The following is a 19,721-nucleotide window of genomic DNA, read 5'->3' as shown; positions in this document are numbered from 1 at the left end:
GGCCCCGTTCGCTGGAGGCGTGGGGATGCCCGGCCGGGGCTTACTCCGACACGACCTCTCGCGCGGCCAGCCGCACTCGGTCCGCCGACTCGTCGTCGGGCTCGAGCTGGCTCGCGCGCTCGGCGGCGACGCGCTCGAGGTACAGCGCGACCTCCCGATCGGTGCGCTCGGCATCCCAGCCCAGCTCGCCCGCCATGAGCGCGGCGGCGACCGGCGCGGCGGAGATGCCGCGGTCCCACGCCTCGATCGAGATGCGCGTCCGACGCGCGAGCACGTCCTCGAGGTGCAGTGCCCCCTCGTGGGTGGCCGCGTAGACCACTTCAGCGCCGATGTAGTCGTCGGCGCCCGGCAGCGGCTCCTGGAGCTCGGGCCGCTCACGGATGAGGTCGAGCAGCTCGTCGGTGAGCACGCCGTAGCGGTTGAGCAGGTGCTCGATGCGCACCTTGTGCACGCCGAAGGCCCGCGCGATCTTGCCGCGCTTGTTCCAGGCGGCGTGGTAGCCCTCCGCGCCGAGCAGCGCGATGTCCTGCGTGATCGACTCGGACACCTTGCCGTCGAGCGCGGCGACCGCCTCGTCGATGGCGTCCTTGGCCATCACCCGGTAGGTCGTCCACTTGCCGCCGGCGACGACCACGAGGCCGGGAACCGAGTGCGCCACGATGTGCTCGCGGCTGAGCTTCGACGTCTGGTCGGACTCGCCGGCGAGCAGCGGCCGCAGTCCCGCGAACACGCCCTCGACGTCGTCCCGGGTGAGGGGCACCGCGAGCACCTTGTTGACGTGCTCGAGCAGGTAGTCGATGTCGGCGGCGGTCGCGGCCGGATGCGCCTTGTCCAGGTTCCAGTCGGTATCGGTCGTCCCGATCAGCCAGTGCCGGCCCCACGGGATGACGAACAGCACGCTCTTCTCGGTGCGCAGCAGCAGGCCGAGCTTCGACTGGAAGCGGTCGCGCGGGACGACGAGGTGCACCCCCTTCGAGGCGCGCACCTTGAACTGGCCCCGCTCCCCGACCATGGACTGCGTGTCATCCGTCCACACGCCCGTCGCGTTGACGACCTGGCGCGCCCGGATCTCGAACTTCTCCCCCGACTCGAGGTCGTGCGCCGTCACGCCCACCACGCGCTCGCCGACCTTGAGGAAGCCCTCGACGCGGACCCTGCTCGCGACGTGGGCCCCGTAGAAGCTCGCCGTGCGGGCGAGGTTGGCGACATAGCGCGCGTCGTCGACCTGCGCGTCGTAGTACGTGAGCCCGCCGCGGAACGCGTCGCCCGCGAGGCTCGGAGCGGCGCGCAGCAGCTGTCGCTTCGTGAGGTGGCGATGGTGCGGCACGCCGGGCGGTCGGCCGCCGGTGTAGCTGAAGAGGTCGTACAGGAGCATGCCCGCGCCGATGTAGACGCGCTCGAACACGGGCTTGGTGAGCGGGTAGAGGAAGCGCACGGGCTTCACCAGGTGCGGGGCGATGCGCTGCAGCAGGAGCCCGCGCTCGATGAGGGCCTCGCGCACGAGCCGGAAGTCGAGCTGCTCCAGGTAGCGGATGCCGCCGTGCACGAGCTTCGACGAGCGGCTCGAGGTGCCGGATGCCCAGTCGCGCGCCTCGACGAGGCCGACGCGCAGGCCGCGGGTCGCGGCATCCAGGGCAGAACCGGTGCCGACGATGCCGCCGCCGATGACGAGGATGTCGAGCTCCTTCGTCCGGAGCGTCTCGACGGCGGCGGCCCGCTCCTCGGGGCCGAGCTTGGCGGATCGGGTCACCGTTCTCATCGTCTACCTTGCGCTGTAGGGCGCGACGACGACCTCGACGCGCTGGAATTCCTTGAGGTCGGAGTAGCCCGTCGTCGCCATCGAGCGCCGCAGGGCCCCCATGAGGTTGACGCGGCCGTCGGCGTTGCTCGACGGGCCGAACAGCACCTCCCGGAGCGGGGCGAGGCTGCCGACCTCGACGCGGTTGCCGCGCGGCAGCTCCGAGTGGTGCGCCTCGGCGCCCCAGTGCCACCCGGCGCCGGGGGCGTCGGTCGCGCGCGCGAGGGTCGAGCCGAGCATCACCGCGTCGGCGCCGACAGCGATCGCCTTGACGATGTCGCCGCTCGTGCCGAGACCGCCGTCCGCGATGACGTGCACGTAGCGGCCGCCGGACTCGTCCATGTAATCGCGGCGGGCGCCCGCGACGTCCGCGACGGCGGTCGCCATCGGGGCGTGGATGCCGAGGCTCGCCCGAGTCGTCGATGCGGCACCCCCGCCGAAGCCGACGAGCACCCCCGCCGCGCCCGTGCGCATGAGGTGCAGAGCCGCCGTGTAGGTGGCCGCGCCGCCGACGATGACGGGCACGTCGAGCTCGTAGATGAACTTCTTCAGGTTGAGCGGCTCGACCGACTTCGAGACGTGCTCGGCGCTCACGGTCGTGCCGCGGATGACGAAGAGGTCCACGCCGGCGTCGAGAACGGTCTTGTAGTGCTCCTGGGTGCGCTGCGGGCTGAGCGCGCCCGCGACGGGAACGCCGGATGCCCGGATCTCCGCGATCCGCGCCGTGATGAGCTCGGGCTTGATGGGCTCGGAGTAGAGCTCCTGCATCCGCTTCGTCGCGGTCGCGGCATCCAGACCGCGGATCTCCGCGAGCACCGACTCCGGGTTCTCGTAGCGCGTCCAGACGCCCTCGAGGTCGAGCACACCGAGGCCGCCGAGCTGTCCGATGGCGATGGCGGTCGCGGGGCTCACGACGGAGTCCATGGGTGCGGCCAGCACCGGGATGTCGAAGGTGTAGGCGTCGATCGTCCACGAGATCGAGACATCCTGCGGGTCGCGCGTGCGCCGCGAGGGCACGACGGCGATGTCGTCGAAGGCGTAAACGCGGCGGGCGCGCTTGGCGCGGCCGATCTCGATGTCACTCACGCGTCGAGCCTACCCGGCGCCGCCGAGCGAACGCCGGTGGTTGCACTGCCGCCACCGCGAGCGCCGACGGGTGCAGCCCGCGCAACCGACGTGCGGCAGGTGCACCAGCGCTACCGGGCGCGGACGACGCGAGCCTCGGTCCACACCGGCTCGGGCGACTCGTACACCGTGCCGTCGGAGCCGAAGACGAGGAAGCGGTCGAACGAGCGCGCGAACCACCGGTCGTGCGTGACCGAGAGCACGGTGCCCTCGAAGCGCTCGAGAGCGAGCTCGAGCGCCTCCGCGGAGACGAGGTCGAGGTTGTCGGTGGGCTCGTCGAGCAGCAGCAGCGTGACGCCGCTGAGCTCGAGCAGCAGGATCTGCAGCCTCGCCTGCTGCCCGCCGCTCAGCGACTCGAACACCTGCTCCGCTGCCCCGGCGAGCCCGTACCGGTCGAGGGCGCGGCTCGCCGGCTCCCGGGGGAGGCCGTCCCGGTTGTCGTCTCCGCGGTGCAGGATGTCGAGGAGCGTGCGGCCGAGGAGCTCCGGGTGCTCGTGAGCCTGCGCGAACCATCCGGGTACGACTCGCGCGCCGAGCTTGGCCCGCCCCGAGTGAGCGACCGGATCGAGGGATGCCGCGACGCTCGTCACGTGCCCCGCGAGCGGATCGGGGTCGCTGCCGCCGAGCGCGAGCAGCCGCAGGAAGTGCGACTTCCCCGACCCGTTCGACCCGAGAACCGCGACGCGCTCGCCGAACCAGACCTCGAGGTCGAAGGGCGCCATGAGCCCGGTGAGCTCGAGCTGCTCGCACACGACGGCACGGTTCCCGGTGCGGGCGCCGCGCAATCGCATCGCGAGGTTCTGGTCGAGGGGCCGCTCCTGCGGTGGGCCGACCTCCTCGAACTTCCTCAGCCGCGTGAGCGCCGCCTGGTAGCGCGACGCGAAGCCGTCCATGGCCGTCGCCTTCGCCTTGAGGTTCGCCACGAGAGTTGTGAGCTTCGCGTGCTGCTCGTCCCAGCGCCGGCGGAGCTCGTCGAGTCGCGTCAGCCGGTCGTCGCGCGCCTCGTGGTAGGTCGCGAAGCCGCCGCCGTGCGTCCACGCGGAGTTGCCCGCCGCGCCGACCTCGATCGTGATGATGCGGTCGACGGCGCGCGCGAGCAGCTCGCGGTCGTGGCTCACGAGCAGCACCGTCTTCGGAGTCGCGCGGAGCGACTCCTCGAGCCACCGCTTGCCGGGCACGTCGAGGTAGTTGTCGGGCTCGTCCAGCAGGAGCACCTCGTCAGGCCCCCTCAGGAGCGCCTCGAGCACGAGCCGCTTCTGCTCACCGCCGCTGAGGGTGGTGACCGCGCGGTACTTCGCGCGCTCGAAGGGGATGCCGAGCGCGGCGATCGTGCACGTGTCCCACACGGTCTCCTGCTCGTAGCCGCCGGCATCCGCGTAGTCGGCGATCGCGGTCGCGTAGGCCATCTGGTTCGCCGTCGTGTCGTCCTCGATGAGGGCGAGTTCGGCGGCGTCGAGCGCGAGCGCGGCGGCCCGCACCGCGGCGGGCGCGACGGAGACGAGGAGGTCGCGCACGGTCGAGTCATCCCGCACGTGCCCGACGAACTGGTCCATGACGCCGAGCCCGCCGTTGATGGTGATCGCCCCCGAGTCCGGTGCGATCTCGCCGCGGATGAGGCGCAGCAGCGTCGACTTGCCCGCCCCGTTGGCGCCGATGAGCGCGCTCGTGCGCCCCTCGATCACGCGGAACGACACCTCGTCGAGCAGCACGCGGCCGTCGGCGAGCGAGTAGGTGACGCCGTTGACGTCGATGAAACCCATGAGAACCAGTCCTGACGCCGCCGGGAGGGCAGCCGACCAGATTACACGGGCTCGGCGTTCGGCCCTACCGGCGGTAGTTCGGCGCCTCGACGACCATCTGGATGTCGTGCGGGTGCGACTCCTTGAGCCCCGCCGCGGTGATGCGCACGAACTTGCCCTTCATGCGCAGCTCGTCGATCGTGCGAGCACCCGTGTAGAACATCGACTGCCGCAGTCCCCCGAGGAGCTGGTAGACCACCGACGATACCGGGCCACGGTAGGGCACCTGGCCCTCGATGCCCTCGGCGATGAGCTGCTCGTCGCTCGGCACATCCGCCTGGAAATAGCGGTCGCGCGAGTAGGAGGTCTTCTTGCCGCGGGTCTGCAGCGCGCCGAGCGAGCCCATGCCGCGATAGCTCTTGAACTGCTTGCCGTTGACGAAGATCAGGTCGCCGGGGCTCTCGTCCGTGCCCGCCAGGAGCGAGCCGAGCATGACGGTCTCGGCACCGGCGACGAGCGCCTTCGCGATGTCTCCCGAGTACTGCAGTCCGCCGTCCGCGATGACCGGGATGCCGTGCTCCCGAGCCGCGAGGGAGGCCTCGTACACCGCGGTGACCTGCGGCACGCCGACCCCCGCCACCACGCGAGTGGTGCAGATCGAGCCGGGACCGACGCCCACCTTGACCGCGTCGGCGCCCGCGTCGACGAGTGCCTGGGCGCCGGAGCGGGTCGCGACGTTGCCGCCGATGACGTCGATGTCGGCGAAGGCGCTGTCGGACTTGATGCGGCGGATGATGTCGAGCACCCCCGCGGAGTCGCCGTTGGCGGTGTCGACGACGATGACGTCGACACCGGCGTCGCGCAGCGCTCCCGCGCGGTCCCACGCGTCGCCGAAGAACCCGATCGCGGCACCGACGCGCAGGCGTCCCTCGGAGTCCTTGGTGGCGTTCGGGTACTTCTCCGACTTGTCGAAGTCCTTCACCGTGATGAGACCGGTGAGTCGGCCGGTCTCATCGACGAGGGGCAGCTTCTCGATCTTGTGCTGGTGGAAGATCGCGATCGCGGAATCCGGGTCGATTCCCTCGCGCGCGGTGATGAGGGGCATCGTCGTCATGACGTCGCGGACGAGCGTCGTGTCGCGCTCGAACGGCGAGACGAACTTCATGTCGCGGTTGGTGATGATGCCGACGAGCTTGCCGTCGCCCTCGACCACGGGCAGCCCCGAGACCCGGAACTGGCCGCACAGCGCGTCGACCTCGGCCACGGTCGCCTCGGGCGTCGTGGTGACGGGGTTGGTGATCATCCCGGACTCACTGCGCTTGACCTTGTCGACGTACGCGGCCTGGTCCTCGATGGAGAGGTTGCGGTGCAGCACGCCGAGGCCGCCGTTGCGGGCCATGGCGATGGCCATGCGGGACTCGGTCACGGTGTCCATCGCCGACGAGATGAGCGGCGAGGCGACCCGGATGCGGCGCGTCAGTCGCGAGCTCGTGTCCGCCTCGCTGGGGATGACGTCGGTGTGTCCCGGCAGGAGCATGACGTCGTCATACGTGAGTCCGATGAAACCAAAAGGATCAGGCTGGTCCATGAGTTCCCTTGAGTGAGATGAATCAAATGACCGGGTTGCTCCGTCGGACACCGGTAAGCAATCTTAACCGGTTAGGCGTGCGGCTATTCCCCGCGCATAATGGCCTGATCGAATCGTGTCCAACTCGAAACACGGGGGACACAAACGGAAAGTATCGTCAACGACGACGATGCGCCAGGACCCGCGGATACACAAGGTTCCAGCTGGGCTTGTCAGGGAGGTTTCGTGGAAGTCACTGGTCTCAGGCGGAGGCGGTTGCCTGCCCTCGCCCTCACCTTCATCGCCCTGCTGTTGGCGATGCTCACCATTGGGAGCGCTCCCGCAACCGCTGACGAGGTCGGACTCGACGAGTACGACTTCAAGGTGAGCGGTCTCGTCGAGCTCAACGACAAGCCGCTCGCGGGAGTGGAGCTCGTGATCGAGGGCAGCGGGTTCAAGGTCGAGGTCGAGTCGGGCGACGACGGCCGCTGGGCCGTGGGCGTCCCGGAGAAGGGCGACTACACCGTCACCCTCAACGAGGAGACGCTCCCCGAGGGAATCGCGGTGATCGACCCCGAGGACGAGACCCCGAACGTGCGCGAGATCACCGTCGGCCAGTCCGGCAGCGCCGTGGCGAACTTCTTCATCGGCAAGGGCGAGCGCAACACGGTCAGCTGGGGCCAGCAGCTCCTCGACCGGGTCATCAACGGCCTCAACTTCGGTCTGCTTCTCGCACTCGCCGCGATCGGCCTCTCCCTGATCTTCGGCACGACGGGCCTCAACAACTTCGCGCACGCGGAGATGGTGTCGTTCGGAGCGCTCATGGCCCTGACCTTCGCGGTTCAACTGGCCCTGCCGCTGTGGCTCGCGATCATCATCGCCATCGTCTTGAGCGCCGGATTCGGGTTCACCCTGGATGCGGCGATCTGGAAGCCCCTGCGCCGCAAGGGAGTCGGGCTCATCCCGATGATGATCGTGAGCATCGGCCTCTCGCTCGCCCTGCGCTACACGTTCCAGCTCTTCTACGGCGGCGAGATCAGGCAGCTGCCCTTCGCGGGCATGGCCGACCTCAAGCTCGGGCCGATCTCGCTCTCGCCGATCGACCTCGCGAGCATGGCCATCAGCCTCGTGGTCCTCGCGGGAGTGGCGTTCTTCCTCCTGCGCACCCGCATCGGCAAGGCCACCCGTGCGGTGAGCGACAACCCGAGCCTCGCGTCCGCGAGCGGCATCGACGTCGACCGCGTCATCCGCATCGTCTGGATCGTCGGCGGCGCGCTCGCCGGGCTCAGCGGCATCCTGTGGGCCTACTTCCGCCCCGGCGTGAGCTGGGACATGGGCTTCCAGATCCTGCTGCTCATCTTCGCCGCGGTCACCCTCGGCGGTCTCGGAACCGCGTTCGGCGCCCTCGTCGGATCGCTCATCGTCGGCCTCTTCGTCGAGATCTCGACGCTGTGGCTGCCCTCCGACATGAAGTACGCGGGGGCGCTTGTCATCCTCATCCTGGTGCTGCTCTTCCGGCCCCAGGGTGTGCTCGGACGGAAAGAGAGGATCGGCTGATCATGGGTGTCGACTTCTGGCAGATCCTGATGAACGGGGCGGTGGAGCTCATCTCCCCGACCACGGCGGCGTACGCGCTCGCCGCCCTCGGACTCGCGATCCACTTCGGCTACACGGGCCTGCTGAACTTCGGGCAGGCGGGATTCATGGCGATCGGGGCCTACGGCTTCGCGATCTCCACCCTCACGTTCCAGTTCCCGGTGTGGGCAGCGGTGCTCGTGGGCGTCGGCGCCTCCGTGGTGTTCGCGCTCATCCTCGGCGTCCCGACACTGCGCCTGCGCGCGGACTACCTCTCGATCGTGACGATCGCGGCCGCCGAAATCCTCCGGCTCATCTTCACTACCAACACGTTCGACCCGGTGACCGGCTCGGCCAACGGCCTCTCGGGCTACAAGGGCTCCTACGGCGACCCGGTGACCCGCGAGGGCGCGTGGGGCTTCGCGGGCCTCAACCCGTTCCCGAAGGGCAGCTACGGCTTCGGGCCCTGGGTGATGGACGAGTACAACTTCTTCCTCACCATCGTCGCGTGGGTGATCGTCATCCTCGCCGCCCTTCTGACCTGGCAGCTCATGCGCAGCCCGTGGGGCCGCGTCATCAAGGGCATCCGCGAGGACGAGGATGCGGTGCGCGCGCTCGGCAAGAACGTCTACTTCTACAAGATGCAGTCGCTCATCCTGGGCGGTGTGTTCGGGACCCTCGCGGGCATGATCTTCATCCTGCCTCGAGCGGTGGTGCCGTCGAACTACGCGACGACCCTCACGTTCTTCATCTACACGATCCTCCTGCTGGGCGGCGCCGCGACGATCCTCGGTCCGGTCGTCGGCTCGATCATCTTCTGGGTGCTCCTGTCGATCGTGTCCGGATTCATCGCCCGTGCGCAGGGCGCCGGCTGGCTGCCGTTCCTCTCGAGCGTGCAGGCCGGACAGCTGCGGTTCATCATCGTCGGAGTCGTGCTGATGCTCCTGGTCATATTCAGACCCCAGGGCATCTTCGGGAACAAGAAGGAGCTGGCCTTTGTCAAGTAACGCCACCCCCAGCAAGGGCGCTCCCGTCAAGAGCACCGGGCTTCACGTCGGAGAACCGGCGCCCGGTGTCGCGAAGGTCGACCCGATCATCGTCGCGGACAACGTCACCCGCACGTTCGGCGGACTCAAGGCCGTCGACGTCGCGCACCTCGAGATCCCGAGGAACGCCATCACGGCGCTCATCGGCCCGAACGGTGCCGGAAAGACGACCCTCTTCAACCTGCTGACGGGCTTCGACAAGCCCGACACGGGAACGTGGACCTTCGCCGGCACCTCGCTCGCGGGCGTGCCCTCCTTCAAGGTCGCCCGGCTCGGCCAGGTCCGCACCTTCCAGCTGACGAAGGCGCTCGGCCTGCTCACCGTGCTCGACAACATGAAGCTCGGGGCGAAGAACCAGAAGGGCGAGAACCTCTTCCGCGCCCTGCTGCCGTTCCTCTGGCGCAAGCAGGAGGAGGAGATCGAGGCCAAGGCTCTCGACATCCTCCAGCGCTTCAAGCTCGACGCGAAGGTGGAGGACTACGCTGCGAGCCTCTCCGGAGGTCAGCGCAAGCTGCTCGAGATGGCCCGCGCCCTCATGAGCGACCCGACGCTCGTCATGCTCGACGAGCCGATGGCCGGCGTGAACCCGGCGCTCACCCAGTCGCTGCTGGACCACATCCTCGACCTCAAGACCCAGGGGATGACCGTGCTCTTCGTCGAGCACGACATGCACATGGTCCGCCACATCGCGGACTGGGTCGTCGTGATGGCCGAGGGCCGCGTCGTCGCGGAGGGTCCGCCCCACGACGTCATGAAGCAGCAGGCCGTGATCGACGCCTACCTCGGCAGCCACCACGACCAGGATCTCGGCGCGACCGAGAGCGAGAACGTCGAGGCGATGAAGGAGCTTCTCCATGACGAAGACTGAGTCCACTCCGGCCGGCGGCGCGACCGCCGTCGCCGAGCCCGTCGTCGCCGTCTCCGGCGTCGTCGCGGGCTACCTCCCGGGAGTGAACATCCTGAACGGATGCTCGCTCACCGCCAACGAGGGCGAGCTCATCGGCATCATCGGACCGAACGGCGCCGGCAAGTCGACGCTGCTCAAGTCGATCTTCGGCCTCGTGAAGGTGCGCGAGGGCTCGATCACCCTGCGCGGCGAGGAGATCACGAACCTCAAGGCGAACAAGCTCGTCGCCAAGGGCGTCGGCTTCGTGCCGCAGACGAACAACGTGTTCCCGTCGCTGACCATCCAGGAGAACCTCGAGATGGGCCTCTTCCAGCGCCCTCGCGAGCTCGCGGAGCGCCTCGAGTTCGTCATCGAGATCTTCCCCGACCTCGGCAAGCGGCTTGCGCAGCGCGCCGGCTCGCTGTCCGGCGGCGAGCGCCAGATGGTCGCGATGAGCCGCGCGCTCATGATGGGGCCGCACGTGCTCCTGCTCGACGAGCCGTCGGCGGGACTCTCGCCGGTCCGGCAGGACGAGGCGTTCCTGCGCGTGAAGGAGATCAACAAGGCGGGCGTCACGACCATCATGGTCGAGCAGAACGCCAAGCGCTGCCTGCAGATCTGCGATCGCGGCTACGTACTCGACCAGGGCAAGGACGCGTACACCGGCACGGGCCGTGAGCTCCTCAACGACCCCAAGGTCATCGGACTGTACCTCGGAACGCTCGGGGACGAGTAACCGCCGCAGAACGACGCACAGGGCCCCGCGGATGCTTCGGCACCGCGGGGCCCTGTCACGTTGCCGTGGGTACTTCCGACGCCCGAGACGGGCGTCGGCGCTGGCGTCGCGGCAGAGAATGCTCTCCAGCTCCAGCGCGCGCTCGGGGACAAAGAAAGGGCCCCGGCGTAGCGCCGGGGCCCTTCCCACTAACGAGAGTTAGTTGATGCGGGTGTACTTGTTGTCCGCACCGTACTCGTAGATACCGATGGTGGCCTCGGTCGGGTCGCCGTTCTCGTCGAACGTGATCGGACCGCTGTAGCCGTCGTAGTCGACGACGCCACCGTCGAGGATGATCTGCGCGGCCGACGCGAAGTCGGTCGCCTTCTCACCGTCGCCGGAACCACCCGAGACCTCCTGGAGCTTCGAGGCGATGTCCGCGCCGTCCGTCGAGTTCGCGGCGAGGGCCGCGAGCGCGATGAGGACGACGGCGTCGTAGGACTCGGCCGCGTAGCTGTAGTCGGTCAGGTCGGGGTCGATCTCGAGCAGGCGGTCGGTGAAGTCACCGAGCTTGCCGGTGTCGAGACCGGGCAGCGTGCCCTTGGCGCCCTCGATGAGGCCAGCAGCGAAGTCCGCGGAGTAGTCGGCGAGGTTGCCGTCCACGAAGTAGAGCTGGTCACCGGGGTAGCCCGCACCCACGAGAGCGGGGACGATGCTCTTGGCCTGGTCGAAGGTGATGACCGCGATCGCGTCGGGGTTGGCCGCCGTGACCTCGGAGATCTGAGCCGCGAAGTTCGACTCGCCCTCGTTGAACAGCGTCTCGGCGACGACCTCACCACCGGCCGCCTCGAACGTGTCCTTGACCGCGCCGGCGAGGCCGGTGCCGTAGGCGTCGTTCAGGACGATGAGGCCGAGCGTGGCCGCGCCGTCCTCGGCGATCAGGTTGCCGAGCACCTCACCCTGGAGGATGTCCGAGGGGGCGGTGCGCCAGTAGAGGTTGTCGTCCGCGTAGGTGGTGAAGTCGGGCGAGGTGTTCGCCGGCGAGAACTGGACGACGCCAGCGCCGACGATCTGGTCGATGACCGTCTTCGACACACCGGACGACGCGGCGCCGATGATGGCGGAGACGTCGAGCGACAGCAGGTCGGTCACGGACACGGTGGCCGTGTCGGTCGTGGTGTCACCCGAGTCGCGGTACTCGACCTCGACGGTGATGCCGAGGTCGGCGTCGTTGATGTCCTGCGCAGCAAGCGCAACACCGGCCTCCTCGGGCGGGCCGAGGAAGGCGAGGGAACCGGACTGCGGAAGGATCGTTCCGATCTTCAGCGTGAGGTCCTCACGGGGGCCCGACGGCTCCTCGGTCTCGGCAGCCGGTGCGCAGCCCGCGAGGACGAGGGCGCTCGTACCCAGGACGGCGATGCCGCCCAGGATCGACTTGAGAGACTTCGAGCGCGAGGACGATGCCTTCACGAATACGCTCATGTTGCTCCTTGCTTGAATGTGATTAGTGGCACGGCGAAGCTGTGCCGTCCTGACAAGTTATTCGGCCAGGGCGTCTTGCACAATACAGACGTGTTACAGCCCTGTAACGCAGCGAAATCGTTACGATCCGCGACGTGCAAGCGCTCCCACCGACGGTTTCCGCAGAAACATGTCGATCGTGAGCAGGATGAGGGCGATCCAGACGAGGCCGAAGCCCAACCAGCGCTCGGCCGGCATCGCCTCCCGCAGCAGCCACACCCCGATGATGAATTGAAGTACCGGTGCCACGTACTGGATGAGCCCCATGTAGACGAGCGGCAGCCGGCGAGCGGCAGCCGCGAACAGGATGAGGGGCGTCGCGGTGAGCGCCCCGAGGCTCAGCATGATCGCGGTGTGCCACGGCGCCTGGGTGCCGATCACGAGGCCGGAAGTGAGCTGCACGACCACGAGAGCTGCCACGGCGAAGGGGCTGAGCACGGCGGTCTCGACGGTCATCCCGCTGATCGCGTCGGCGCGCGGACCGACCGCCCTCTTCACGAATCCGTACATTCCGAAGCTGAGCGCGAGCGTGAGCGCGATCCACGGGAACGAGCCGTAGCCGACCACGAGGACGATGACGGCGACGACGCTCACGCCCACGGCGATCCACTGCAGTGGCCGCAGACGCTCGCGCAGCACGACGACGCCGAGGATGACGGTGAAAATCGGATTGATGAAGTACCCGAGCGCGCCCTCGACGACGTGCCCGGCGAGCGTCGCGTAGATGAACACGCCCCAGTTGACGAGGATGAGGACGGCCGCGAGCGAGAGCAGGCCGAAGGCGCGGGCATCCCGGGCGAGGCTCATGAATCGCGACCAGCCGCGTGTGACCGTGAGCAGGATCGCGCAGAACACGACGCCGAAGACGATGCGCCACGAGACGACCTCGACCGCTCCGGCGGGGGCGAGGAAGACGAACGCGAGCGGCAGGAAGCCCCAGACGCCGTAGGCGGCGAGGGCGAAGCCGAGCCCCGCCGGGGAGACCCGATCGGCGGGAGGCGGGGCGGAGGTCACCGACCCAGCCTAGGACGGCCCGAGCGTGCAGAAGGGCCCGGGGAGCGCATCCCCGGGCCCTTCTGGCAGAAAGTCGTCGAAAGTCAGCGGACCACGACGGCGAGCACGTCGCGCGCCGACAGGACGAGGAAGTCCTCGCCGCCGTACTTGACCTCGGTGCCGCCGTACTTCGAGTAGATGACCTTGTCGCCCACCGCGATGTCGAGCGGGACGCGGTTGCCGTTGTCGTCGACGCGACCGGGGCCGACCGCCACGACCTCGCCCTCCTGGGGCTTCTCCTTGGCGGTGTCGGGGATGACGAGACCCGACGCCGTGGTCTGCTCGGCCTCGACCTGCTTGATGACAATGCGATCTTCGAGCGGCTTGATGGACACCGACACGGTTGACCTCTTTCTCAAAACTCTTGTTGGCACACTCCCTGTGAGAGTGCCAGAACCACTATAGAGGGTCATTGGCACTCGTTCAATGTGAGTGCCAACGGCGCCGTCGCGCCCGGGAGCCCGAGTACGGTTGCGGTATGGACGCAGCCGAACTCCGCGACCTGCTCTCGCTCGAGGGACTGCGCCTGCTCGACGAGCTTCCCGCGTGGGAGTCGAGCGCCGATGTCGTGCGCACCGTGGCGGGGCTGCGCAAGGCGGGCCACTCCCCCGGCGTCGTCGCGGCTGTGCTCAGCCAGTCCCGCTTGCGCGCCCGCGCTGTGGCGAAGTTCGGACCGTTCGCCGAGCGGATGCTGTTCACCGAGGCGGGCCTCGAGCAGGCCACCCGCTTGAGCGTCGCAGCCCTGCACGCAGGTCGGTTCCAGCGGGCCGGCGTCTCCTGGGTCGCGGACCTCGGGTGCGGGATCGGAGCGGATGCCCTCGCCCTCGCCGCGCTCGACATCGAGGTCACCGCGGTGGAGCGCGACGAGGTGACCGCCGCCATCGCCTCCTACAACCTCGCCCCGTGGTCCAACGTCCGCGTCGAGCACGGCTCCGCCGAGGACGCCGACCTCGCGGGAATCGGCGGTGTCTACCTCGACCCCGCCCGCCGCGACGGAGCCAAGCGGCTGCGCGACCCCGCGGACTGGTCGCCGTCGCTCGACTTCGCCTTCGGGCTCGGTGAGCGCCTCCCGACGGGGGTCAAGCTCGGTCCGGGAATCGATCGGGAGCTGATCCCGGTCGACGCCGAGGCGCAGTGGGTGTCCGTCGACGGCGACGTCGTGGAGCTCGGCGTGTGGTTCGGGGATGTCGCACGGCCGGGCATCCGGCGCTCCGCCCTCGTCGTCGGAACGCACGGTTCCGCCGAGCTCTCCGCCGCCGACGACAGCCCCGACGCGGACACGGGCGCGCTCGGCGAATACCTCTTCGAACCGGACGGCGCGGTCATCCGGGCCCGGCTCATCGGCGACCTCGCCCGCTCGCTGGAGGGCCGGATGCTCGACCCCAGCATCGCGTACATCACGGGCGACTCGCCCGCCACGACCCCCTTCGCCACCGCTTTCCGCGTGCTCGAGGACTTCCCGCTCGATCAGCGCTCGCTCAAGCGCGAACTCGCGGCGCGGGGCATCGGCACCCTCGAGATCAAGAAGCGCGGAGTGGACATCGACCCGGCCGCGTTCCGCACGGCGCTGGCTCCGAAAGGCGAGAAGAGCGCGACCCTCGTGCTCACCCGAGTGGGTGCGAGGCGCCGCGCTCTTCTCGTGGAGCGGGTGCAACCGGCCTAGTAGTAGGTGCCGCCGGTGCTGAACGCGAAGGCGAAGATCGCGATCCACACGATGAACCAGATCACCGAGATCGCGATGCCGATGTAGCCGGTGATGATGCCGGTGAGCCAGAACGGCCGGGCGTAGGGCTGGCGGCGCTGCGCAAGGTGGCCCGTGATGACGGCGCCCAGGACGATGAGGAAGCCCCAGCCGAAGAGGGAGAACAGCAGTCCGACGAGTCCCAGCACCATCGAGGTGACCGAGAGGCCCTGGCTGGGACCGGCCGGAGCGGCGGCGTAGGCCGGCTGGCCGTAGGCCGTCGGTGAGCCGTACGCGGGCGGCGGCGGGGGCGTCGAGCCGGGGGCGCCATACGCGGGGGCGGGAGCCGGGGCATCCGCCGCAGGAGCCGCCGGGGCGGCGGGCGTCGACGGGACGACAGGGGCGGCCTCGACGGGCGGCACGGCGGGCGTGACCTTCGCGTCGTCGGGAGGCAGCGGGACCGGAGGGATGTCGTTGTTCTCAGCCATGATCCGACCCTATAACGCGAGCGGGGCCGCGCCGAGAGGCGCGACCCCGCTTGACGAACCGGGTACTAGTAGGTCTGCACCGACGTCGCGGCGGCGAAGATGCCGATCCACGCGATGATGAGGATGAGGCCCGCGATGAGGCCGAGGTAGCCGAGCACGAGGCCGATGATGGCGAGCACGTTGCCCTGCTCGCCCGTCTTCTTGATCTGGCTGAGCGAGATGTGGCCGGTGATGATGCCGACGATGCTGAGACCCACGATCGAGGTGACGAGCGAGACGATCGACAGGACGTTCCACTTGGCGACGGGCGCGGCGGGCGCCGGCGCGGGCACGACGGGTTCGGTCATGGAGTAGCTCCTTAGCTGATGGTTGCTGGAATAGCGGTGCCCATAGTGGCAGCGCGCCAGACAGGTGTCAACCGGTGTCGCGGCGTGTTACGGGCGGCCCTCAGGCCTGGATACTCGTCACCGGAAGCGTCGAATCGGCGCCGAATCCGAGGCCGGAGGGAGAGCGCCCGGCCATGACGAGCTGCGCCCCGAGCGCCGCGATCATGGCGCCGTTGTCGGTGCACAGAGACAGCGGCGGGATGCGAAGCCGGATGCCCGCCGCGGCGCACCGCTCGGCGGCGAGCTCCCGCACTCGAGCATTCGCGACGACACCGCCGCCGAGCAGGAGCCGCGGCACTCCGAGGTCGGTGCACGCCGCGACGGCCTTGGTGAGGAGCACATCGGCGACCGCTTCGCGGAAGCTCGCGGCGACGTCCGCCAGGGGGATCTCGCGACCCTCGTCGCGCTCGCGCTCCACCCAGCGGGCGACGGCGGTCTTGAGTCCGGAGAATGAAAAATCGTACCGGTGCTTGATCATGTCTTTCGGCAGACTGAGTCCGCGCGGGAACCGGATGGCCGTCGGATCCCCGCCGACCGCAGCCCGGTCGATCTCCGGCCCGCCGGGGTAGGGCAGCCCCAGGAGCCGGGCGACCTTGTCGAAGGCCTCCCCCGCGGCGTCGTCGATCGTCTCGCCGAGCAGCTCGACGTCATCGACGAGGTCGCGGACGAGGAGCAGAGACGTGTGGCCGCCCGAGACGAGGAGCGCGACGGTCGGGTACTCGATCGCGGCATCCGCCCCGCTCGTCCCGTCGGTCAGGATGTCGGCGCCGACGTGCCCCACGAGGTGGTTGACCGCGTACAGAGGGGTGTCGAGGGAGACGGCGAGCGCCTTCGCCGCGCCGACTCCGACCATGAGCGCCCCCGCGAGCCCCGGGCCGCTCGTGACCGCTATCGCGTCGAGGTCGTCGAGTGTGACACCGGCCTCGTCGAGCGCTCGCCGCAGCGTGGGGGCGAGCGCCTCGAGGTGCGCTCGCGCGGCGACCTCCGGGACCACGCCGCCGTAGCGCGCGTGCTCCTCCATGGACGAGGCGATGACGTTCGACAGCAGGGTCGTGCCGCGGACGACGCCGACGCCGGTCTCGTCGCAGCTCGTCTCGATTCCGAGGACCAGGGGTTCGCGGATGCTCATGCGACGGTCACCTCCGGGCGCGGGATCTCCAACCGCATGACGATCGCGTCGACGCCGTCGGGCTGGTAGTACTGGGGGCGGACGGCGATCGGCTCGAAGCCGAGCATCCCGTACAGCGACTGGGCGCCGGGGTTGTCGGCGCGCACCTCGAGGAAGAGCTCCGCGGCACCCCGGTCGCGCGCCTCCGCGATGAGCGACTGGAGCAGAACCCGGCCGAGTCCCTGGCGGCGCGCGTGCTCGGCGACTGCGATGGTCTGGATGTCGGCCTGCGGCTCGCCGCGCGGCGAGCGCAGCCCCGCGTAGCCCACGAGATCGCTCGGGTGGTCGACGCGCACGGCGACGAGGTAGTGCCCGTGCCGGTCGCCGAGTTCGGCCGCCATGATGTCGCGCGACCACGCGTCGTTCTCGAAGACGCGCTCCTCGATCGCCATGATCGCGTCAAGGTCGGCGGGCGTCGCGCGGCGCAGCTGCCAGGTCACGAGGTCACCCGCTTCGGGCCGGCGGAGAGGGTGACGTCCGGCGAGCGCAGGTACAGCGGCTCGTCGGGGGCGAACGCGCGGCCGTTCGCGTACAGGGTCTCGGCGAGCATGCCGAGCGCCCCCGCGGACACCTCGGTGGCCTCGATCAGTCGGTGGCCGGCGGGGAGCTCGAGCTCGGCGGCCTTGGCGAGCGCGGGCCCGAGGGTGCGCACGGGCAGGCCCGCGTCATCCGTTCCGCGGTAGACGGAATAGAACAGTTCGCGCCGCCGGGCATCGGTCGCGATGACGACCGGGTCGTCCGCGCCGAGACCGAGACCGAAGGCGATGGCGTCGTGGCTGGCGATGGGCACGACGGGCTTGCCGGCACCGACGGCGAACGCTCGAGCGGCGGCGATGCCGACGCGCAGCCCCGTGAACGGGCCCGGGCCCATCCCCGCAGCGACACCGGACAAGTCAGTTACGGCGATACCGGCGTCATCGAGGCTCGCGCGAATGAGGGTGCCGATGACTTCGGCGTGCGACCGCGTATCGGCTGTCGAGTGCTCGGCGAGGATGCCCCGCTCCCGGTCCACGACGGCGACCGTCGTGCCGGCCGAGGTGTCAATGGCGAGGAGCATCCCAGTCCACCCCCTCCCAGCGCGGACCGACGCCCGCGATCGTCACGGTGCGCGGCTCGGCCTCCGAGTCGGCCTCGCCGCCGTGCGGCCGATCGATGTCGATGCGCAGCCAGGAGTCGCTCACGCCGTCGAGGAGACCGTCGCCCCACTCGACGACGACGATCGAGCCCTCAAAATCGATGTCGAGGTCGTCGAGCTCGATGGCGCTCCCGAGCCGGTACGCGTCGACGTGCACGAGCGGCGCCCCCTCGGCACGCGGGTGCGTGCGGGCGAGCACGAACGTGGGGCTCGTCACCGCGCCCCGCACGCCGAGCGCCTCGCCCAGGCCGCGCGTGAACGTCGTCTTGCCGGCGCCGAGCTCGCCGTTCAGCAGCACGAGATCGCCCGCGCGGAGTTCGGCCGCGACGCGCGCTCCGAGGGCCTCCATGTCGTCCGGGGTCGCGATGATCATGGGACGTACTCCCGGCGCACGCGCGATCCGATGCGCGTGACGATCTCGTAGTTGATCGTTCCGGCGGCGAGCGCCCAGTCATCCGCCGACGGCACCCCTGTGGCGGGGTCGCCGAACAGCACGGCGCGATCGCCCTCTGCGACGGTCGCGTCGCCCACGTCGAGCACCACCTGGTCCATCGCGACCCGACCGGCGACGCGGTGCGTCACGCCGTTGATGGACACCGGACCTCGACCGGACGCGCTGCGCGGGATGCCGTCCGCGTAGCCGAGCGGCACGAGGACGAGCGAGGTCTCGCCCGTCGTGCGGTGGTCGTAGCCGTACGAGACGCCGTGACCGGCGGGAACGCGCTTGACCGAGGCGACGGTCGCCGAGAGGGTCATGGCCGGAACCAGCCCGAGGTCGGCCGAGCTCGTCGAGTCGAGCGGGGAGAGTCCGTAGATGCCGACACCGAGCCGCACCATCCCGAACCTCGCCTCGGGCACGGCGAGGGCGCCGGCGGTGGCCGAGAGGTGCACGAGCTCCGGATCGAGGCCCGCGTCGGTCGCGGCCTCGAGCGCCTGCGTGAAGCGCGCGACCTGCTCGAGATCCTCGGCGCGGCCCGCGTTGGCGAGGTGGCTCCAGACGCCGCGCACGCGCACGCGGCCCGCGGACTGGAGCGCAGCCGCCGCCGTGACGAGCTCCGGCCACTCGGCGTCGGTGGCACCGTTGCGGCCGAGCCCGGTGTCGGCCTTCAGCTGAACGGATGCTCCGGCCCCGACCGCCGCGACCGCCTCGAGTTCCGCGAGCGAGCTGACCCCGAGATCGAGGTCGGCCTCGACCGCCGAGGCGAAGTCCGCGTCCGTCTCGTGCAGCCACGCGAGGACGGGAGCGTCGACTCCGGATGCCCGCAGCTCGAGCCCCTCGTCGATCGTGGCCACCCCGAGCCATCCTGCTCCGCCCTCGAGCGCCGCCCGCGCTGCGGGCACCGCTCCGTGCCCGTAACCGTTCGCTTTGACGATCGCCATCGCCGGCGCTCCCCCGGCCGCAGCCCGGAGAGTCTCGACGTTGCGCGCGATCGCCCCGAGGCTCACCGTCGCGACCCGGCTCACGGCCGTTCCGCCTCGGCGACGACGTACGCGATGGCGATGCCCGCGTCGTGACTCATCGACAGGTGGATCGCGGTGATGCCGCGGGACTCGGCGATCGCGCGAGTGGAATCCTGAAGCTCGAAAGCGGGATTGCCGAGCGGGTCGTTCACGACGAGCATGTCGTGCCAGCGCACCCCGGTGGAATCGCCGAGAGCCTTGATGAGGGCCTCTTTCGCGGCGAATCGGCCCGCGAGCGACCGCAGCGGCATCGGCTTGCCGTCCTTGACCTGTTCGCTGGGGGCGAACAACCGGTCGGTGAGGGTGGGCGTGCGCACGAGCGCCCGCTCGAATCGAGCGAGGTCGACGACGTCTACTCCGATCCCCACGATCACGGT

At 69.7% G+C, this 19,721-nt stretch carries 20 protein-coding genes; 5 read left to right on the top strand and 15 right to left on the bottom strand.

Annotation, left to right across the window (positions count from 1 at the left end; all coding sequences use genetic code 11):
• Nucleotides 1-40: 40 nt before the first annotated feature.
• The 4 genes from Q5716_RS11865 to guaB all read right to left on the bottom strand — a co-directional run bounded on the left by Q5716_RS11865 (nt 41) and on the right by guaB (nt 6,250).
• Nucleotides 41-1,759: a glycerol-3-phosphate dehydrogenase/oxidase gene (locus Q5716_RS11865; protein WP_305003352.1), complete on the bottom strand. Its 1,719-nt coding sequence runs from the start codon at nt 1,757-1,759 to the stop codon at nt 41-43.
• Nucleotides 1,760-1,762: 3 nt separating this feature from the next.
• Complete coding sequence (locus Q5716_RS11860; protein WP_305003351.1) at nt 1,763-2,884, bottom strand: GuaB3 family IMP dehydrogenase-related protein; 1,122 nt, start codon at nt 2,882-2,884, stop codon at nt 1,763-1,765.
• Nucleotides 2,885-2,994: 110 nt separating this feature from the next.
• A complete protein-coding gene (locus Q5716_RS11855; protein ID WP_305003350.1) occupies nt 2,995-4,683 on the bottom strand; it encodes an ABC-F family ATP-binding cassette domain-containing protein in 1,689 nt (562 codons plus the stop codon).
• 64 nt (nt 4,684-4,747) lie between these two features.
• On the bottom strand, nt 4,748-6,250 hold the full coding sequence (gene guaB, locus Q5716_RS11850) for an IMP dehydrogenase (RefSeq protein ID WP_305003349.1): 1,503 nt from the start codon (nt 6,248-6,250) through the stop codon (nt 4,748-4,750).
• Nucleotides 6,251-6,547: 297 nt separating this feature from the next.
• Here guaB and Q5716_RS11845 point away from each other — a divergent pair, with 297 nt between their 5' ends.
• Genes Q5716_RS11845 through Q5716_RS11830 form a run of 4 tightly spaced genes read left to right on the top strand, consistent with a single transcriptional unit; the run spans nt 6,548 to nt 10,472 of the window.
• Nucleotides 6,548-7,786 carry a branched-chain amino acid ABC transporter permease gene (locus Q5716_RS11845; protein WP_305003375.1) on the top strand — a complete coding sequence of 413 codons (1,239 nt, stop codon included), beginning with the start codon at nt 6,548-6,550 and terminating at the stop codon, nt 7,784-7,786.
• Between the two features lie 2 nt (nt 7,787-7,788).
• Nucleotides 7,789-8,811 (top strand): branched-chain amino acid ABC transporter permease, encoded by a 1,023-nt coding sequence (locus tag Q5716_RS11840; protein ID WP_305003348.1) that lies wholly within the window; start codon nt 7,789-7,791, stop codon nt 8,809-8,811.
• Entirely contained in the window at nt 8,801-9,718 is a 918-nt protein-coding gene (locus Q5716_RS11835; protein WP_305003347.1) for an ABC transporter ATP-binding protein, read from the top strand. Before Q5716_RS11840 ends, Q5716_RS11835 begins: the two co-directional genes overlap by 11 nt.
• Nucleotides 9,705-10,472 carry an ABC transporter ATP-binding protein gene (locus Q5716_RS11830; RefSeq protein ID WP_305003346.1) on the top strand — a complete coding sequence of 256 codons (768 nt, stop codon included), beginning with the start codon at nt 9,705-9,707 and terminating at the stop codon, nt 10,470-10,472. The genes Q5716_RS11835 and Q5716_RS11830 overlap by 14 nt, the downstream gene beginning before the upstream one ends.
• Nucleotides 10,473-10,670: 198 nt before the next feature.
• On the opposite strand, the gene Q5716_RS11825 is transcribed toward Q5716_RS11830, so the two are convergent.
• From Q5716_RS11825 to groES, 3 genes are all read right to left on the bottom strand, one after another.
• Nucleotides 10,671-11,933, bottom strand: coding sequence for an ABC transporter substrate-binding protein (locus tag Q5716_RS11825; protein ID WP_305003345.1), 1,263 nt, complete (start codon nt 11,931-11,933; stop codon nt 10,671-10,673).
• A 120-nt stretch (nt 11,934-12,053) separates the two neighbouring features.
• Complete coding sequence (gene rarD, locus Q5716_RS11820) at nt 12,054-12,986, bottom strand: EamA family transporter RarD (protein WP_305003344.1); 933 nt, start codon at nt 12,984-12,986, stop codon at nt 12,054-12,056.
• Nucleotides 12,987-13,069: 83 nt separating this feature from the next.
• Nucleotides 13,070-13,366, bottom strand: coding sequence for a co-chaperone GroES (groES, locus tag Q5716_RS11815; protein WP_305003343.1), 297 nt, complete (start codon nt 13,364-13,366; stop codon nt 13,070-13,072).
• A gap of 137 nt (nt 13,367-13,503) precedes the next feature.
• Between groES and Q5716_RS11810 the strand changes: the two genes are divergently transcribed.
• A complete protein-coding gene (locus Q5716_RS11810; protein WP_305003342.1) occupies nt 13,504-14,688 on the top strand; it encodes a class I SAM-dependent methyltransferase in 1,185 nt (394 codons plus the stop codon).
• Here the strand turns inward: Q5716_RS11810 and Q5716_RS11805 are convergent.
• The 8 genes from Q5716_RS11805 to Q5716_RS11770 all read right to left on the bottom strand — a co-directional run bounded on the left by Q5716_RS11805 (nt 14,685) and on the right by Q5716_RS11770 (nt 19,718).
• Complete coding sequence (locus Q5716_RS11805; RefSeq protein WP_305003341.1) at nt 14,685-15,194, bottom strand: DUF4190 domain-containing protein; 510 nt, start codon at nt 15,192-15,194, stop codon at nt 14,685-14,687. The genes Q5716_RS11810 and Q5716_RS11805 overlap by 4 nt on opposite strands.
• Before the next feature lie 65 nt (nt 15,195-15,259).
• The gene (locus Q5716_RS11800; RefSeq protein WP_305003340.1) at nt 15,260-15,541 is read right to left on the bottom strand and encodes a DUF4190 domain-containing protein; all 282 of its coding nucleotides are present in this window, start codon (nt 15,539-15,541) and stop codon (nt 15,260-15,262) included.
• A gap of 100 nt (nt 15,542-15,641) precedes the next feature.
• Nucleotides 15,642-16,709, bottom strand: coding sequence for a tRNA (adenosine(37)-N6)-threonylcarbamoyltransferase complex transferase subunit TsaD (gene tsaD / locus Q5716_RS11795; RefSeq protein ID WP_305003339.1), 1,068 nt, complete (start codon nt 16,707-16,709; stop codon nt 15,642-15,644).
• Complete coding sequence (gene rimI / locus Q5716_RS11790) at nt 16,706-17,188, bottom strand: ribosomal protein S18-alanine N-acetyltransferase (protein WP_305003338.1); 483 nt, start codon at nt 17,186-17,188, stop codon at nt 16,706-16,708. Before rimI ends, tsaD begins: the two co-directional genes overlap by 4 nt.
• The gene (gene tsaB, locus Q5716_RS11785) at nt 17,185-17,805 is read right to left on the bottom strand and encodes a tRNA (adenosine(37)-N6)-threonylcarbamoyltransferase complex dimerization subunit type 1 TsaB (RefSeq protein WP_305003337.1); all 621 of its coding nucleotides are present in this window, start codon (nt 17,803-17,805) and stop codon (nt 17,185-17,187) included. The genes rimI and tsaB overlap by 4 nt, the downstream gene beginning before the upstream one ends.
• Nucleotides 17,789-18,256, bottom strand: a complete 468-nt coding sequence (gene tsaE / locus Q5716_RS11780; RefSeq protein WP_305003336.1) for a tRNA (adenosine(37)-N6)-threonylcarbamoyltransferase complex ATPase subunit type 1 TsaE — start codon at nt 18,254-18,256, stop codon at nt 17,789-17,791. The genes tsaB and tsaE overlap by 17 nt, the downstream gene beginning before the upstream one ends.
• On the bottom strand, nt 18,253-19,347 hold the full coding sequence (alr, locus tag Q5716_RS11775) for an alanine racemase (RefSeq protein ID WP_305003335.1): 1,095 nt from the start codon (nt 19,345-19,347) through the stop codon (nt 18,253-18,255). The genes tsaE and alr overlap by 4 nt, the downstream gene beginning before the upstream one ends.
• A complete protein-coding gene (locus tag Q5716_RS11770) occupies nt 19,344-19,718 on the bottom strand; it encodes a holo-ACP synthase (protein WP_305003334.1) in 375 nt (124 codons plus the stop codon). Before Q5716_RS11770 ends, alr begins: the two co-directional genes overlap by 4 nt.
• Between the last annotated feature and the right edge of the window lie 3 nt (nt 19,719-19,721).

It is taken from the genome of Antiquaquibacter soli, from assembly GCF_030580675.1.
Lineage (GTDB): Bacteria > Actinomycetota > Actinomycetes > Actinomycetales > Microbacteriaceae > Rhodoglobus > Rhodoglobus soli.
The sequence above is the reverse complement of the archived record's forward strand: the minus strand, read 5'-3'. Positions and strand labels throughout refer to the sequence as shown.

Excerpts from the sequence above, each read along its gene's own strand:
- Q5716_RS11865 (WP_305003352.1), bottom strand. The coding sequence starts at position 1,759 with ATGAGAACGGTGACCCGATCCGCCAAGCTCGGCCCCGAGGAGCGGGCC.
- Q5716_RS11855 (WP_305003350.1), bottom strand. The coding sequence starts at position 4,683 with ATGGGTTTCATCGACGTCAACGGCGTCACCTACTCGCTCGCCGACGGC.
- guaB (WP_305003349.1), bottom strand. The coding sequence starts at position 6,250 with ATGGACCAGCCTGATCCTTTTGGTTTCATCGGACTCACGTATGACGAC.
- Q5716_RS11845 (WP_305003375.1), top strand. The coding sequence starts at position 6,548 with ATGCTCACCATTGGGAGCGCTCCCGCAACCGCTGACGAGGTCGGACTC.
- Q5716_RS11840 (WP_305003348.1), top strand. The coding sequence starts at position 7,789 with ATGGGTGTCGACTTCTGGCAGATCCTGATGAACGGGGCGGTGGAGCTC.
- Q5716_RS11830 (WP_305003346.1), top strand. The coding sequence starts at position 9,705 with ATGACGAAGACTGAGTCCACTCCGGCCGGCGGCGCGACCGCCGTCGCC.
- Q5716_RS11825 (WP_305003345.1), bottom strand. The coding sequence starts at position 11,933 with ATGAGCGTATTCGTGAAGGCATCGTCCTCGCGCTCGAAGTCTCTCAAG.
- Q5716_RS11810 (WP_305003342.1), top strand. The coding sequence starts at position 13,504 with ATGGACGCAGCCGAACTCCGCGACCTGCTCTCGCTCGAGGGACTGCGC.
- Q5716_RS11805 (WP_305003341.1), bottom strand. The coding sequence starts at position 15,194 with ATGGCTGAGAACAACGACATCCCTCCGGTCCCGCTGCCTCCCGACGAC.
- Q5716_RS11800 (WP_305003340.1), bottom strand. The coding sequence starts at position 15,541 with ATGACCGAACCCGTCGTGCCCGCGCCGGCGCCCGCCGCGCCCGTCGCC.
- tsaD (WP_305003339.1), bottom strand. The coding sequence starts at position 16,709 with ATGAGCATCCGCGAACCCCTGGTCCTCGGAATCGAGACGAGCTGCGAC.
- tsaB (WP_305003337.1), bottom strand. The coding sequence starts at position 17,805 with ATGCTCCTCGCCATTGACACCTCGGCCGGCACGACGGTCGCCGTCGTG.
- tsaE (WP_305003336.1), bottom strand. The coding sequence starts at position 18,256 with ATGATCATCGCGACCCCGGACGACATGGAGGCCCTCGGAGCGCGCGTC.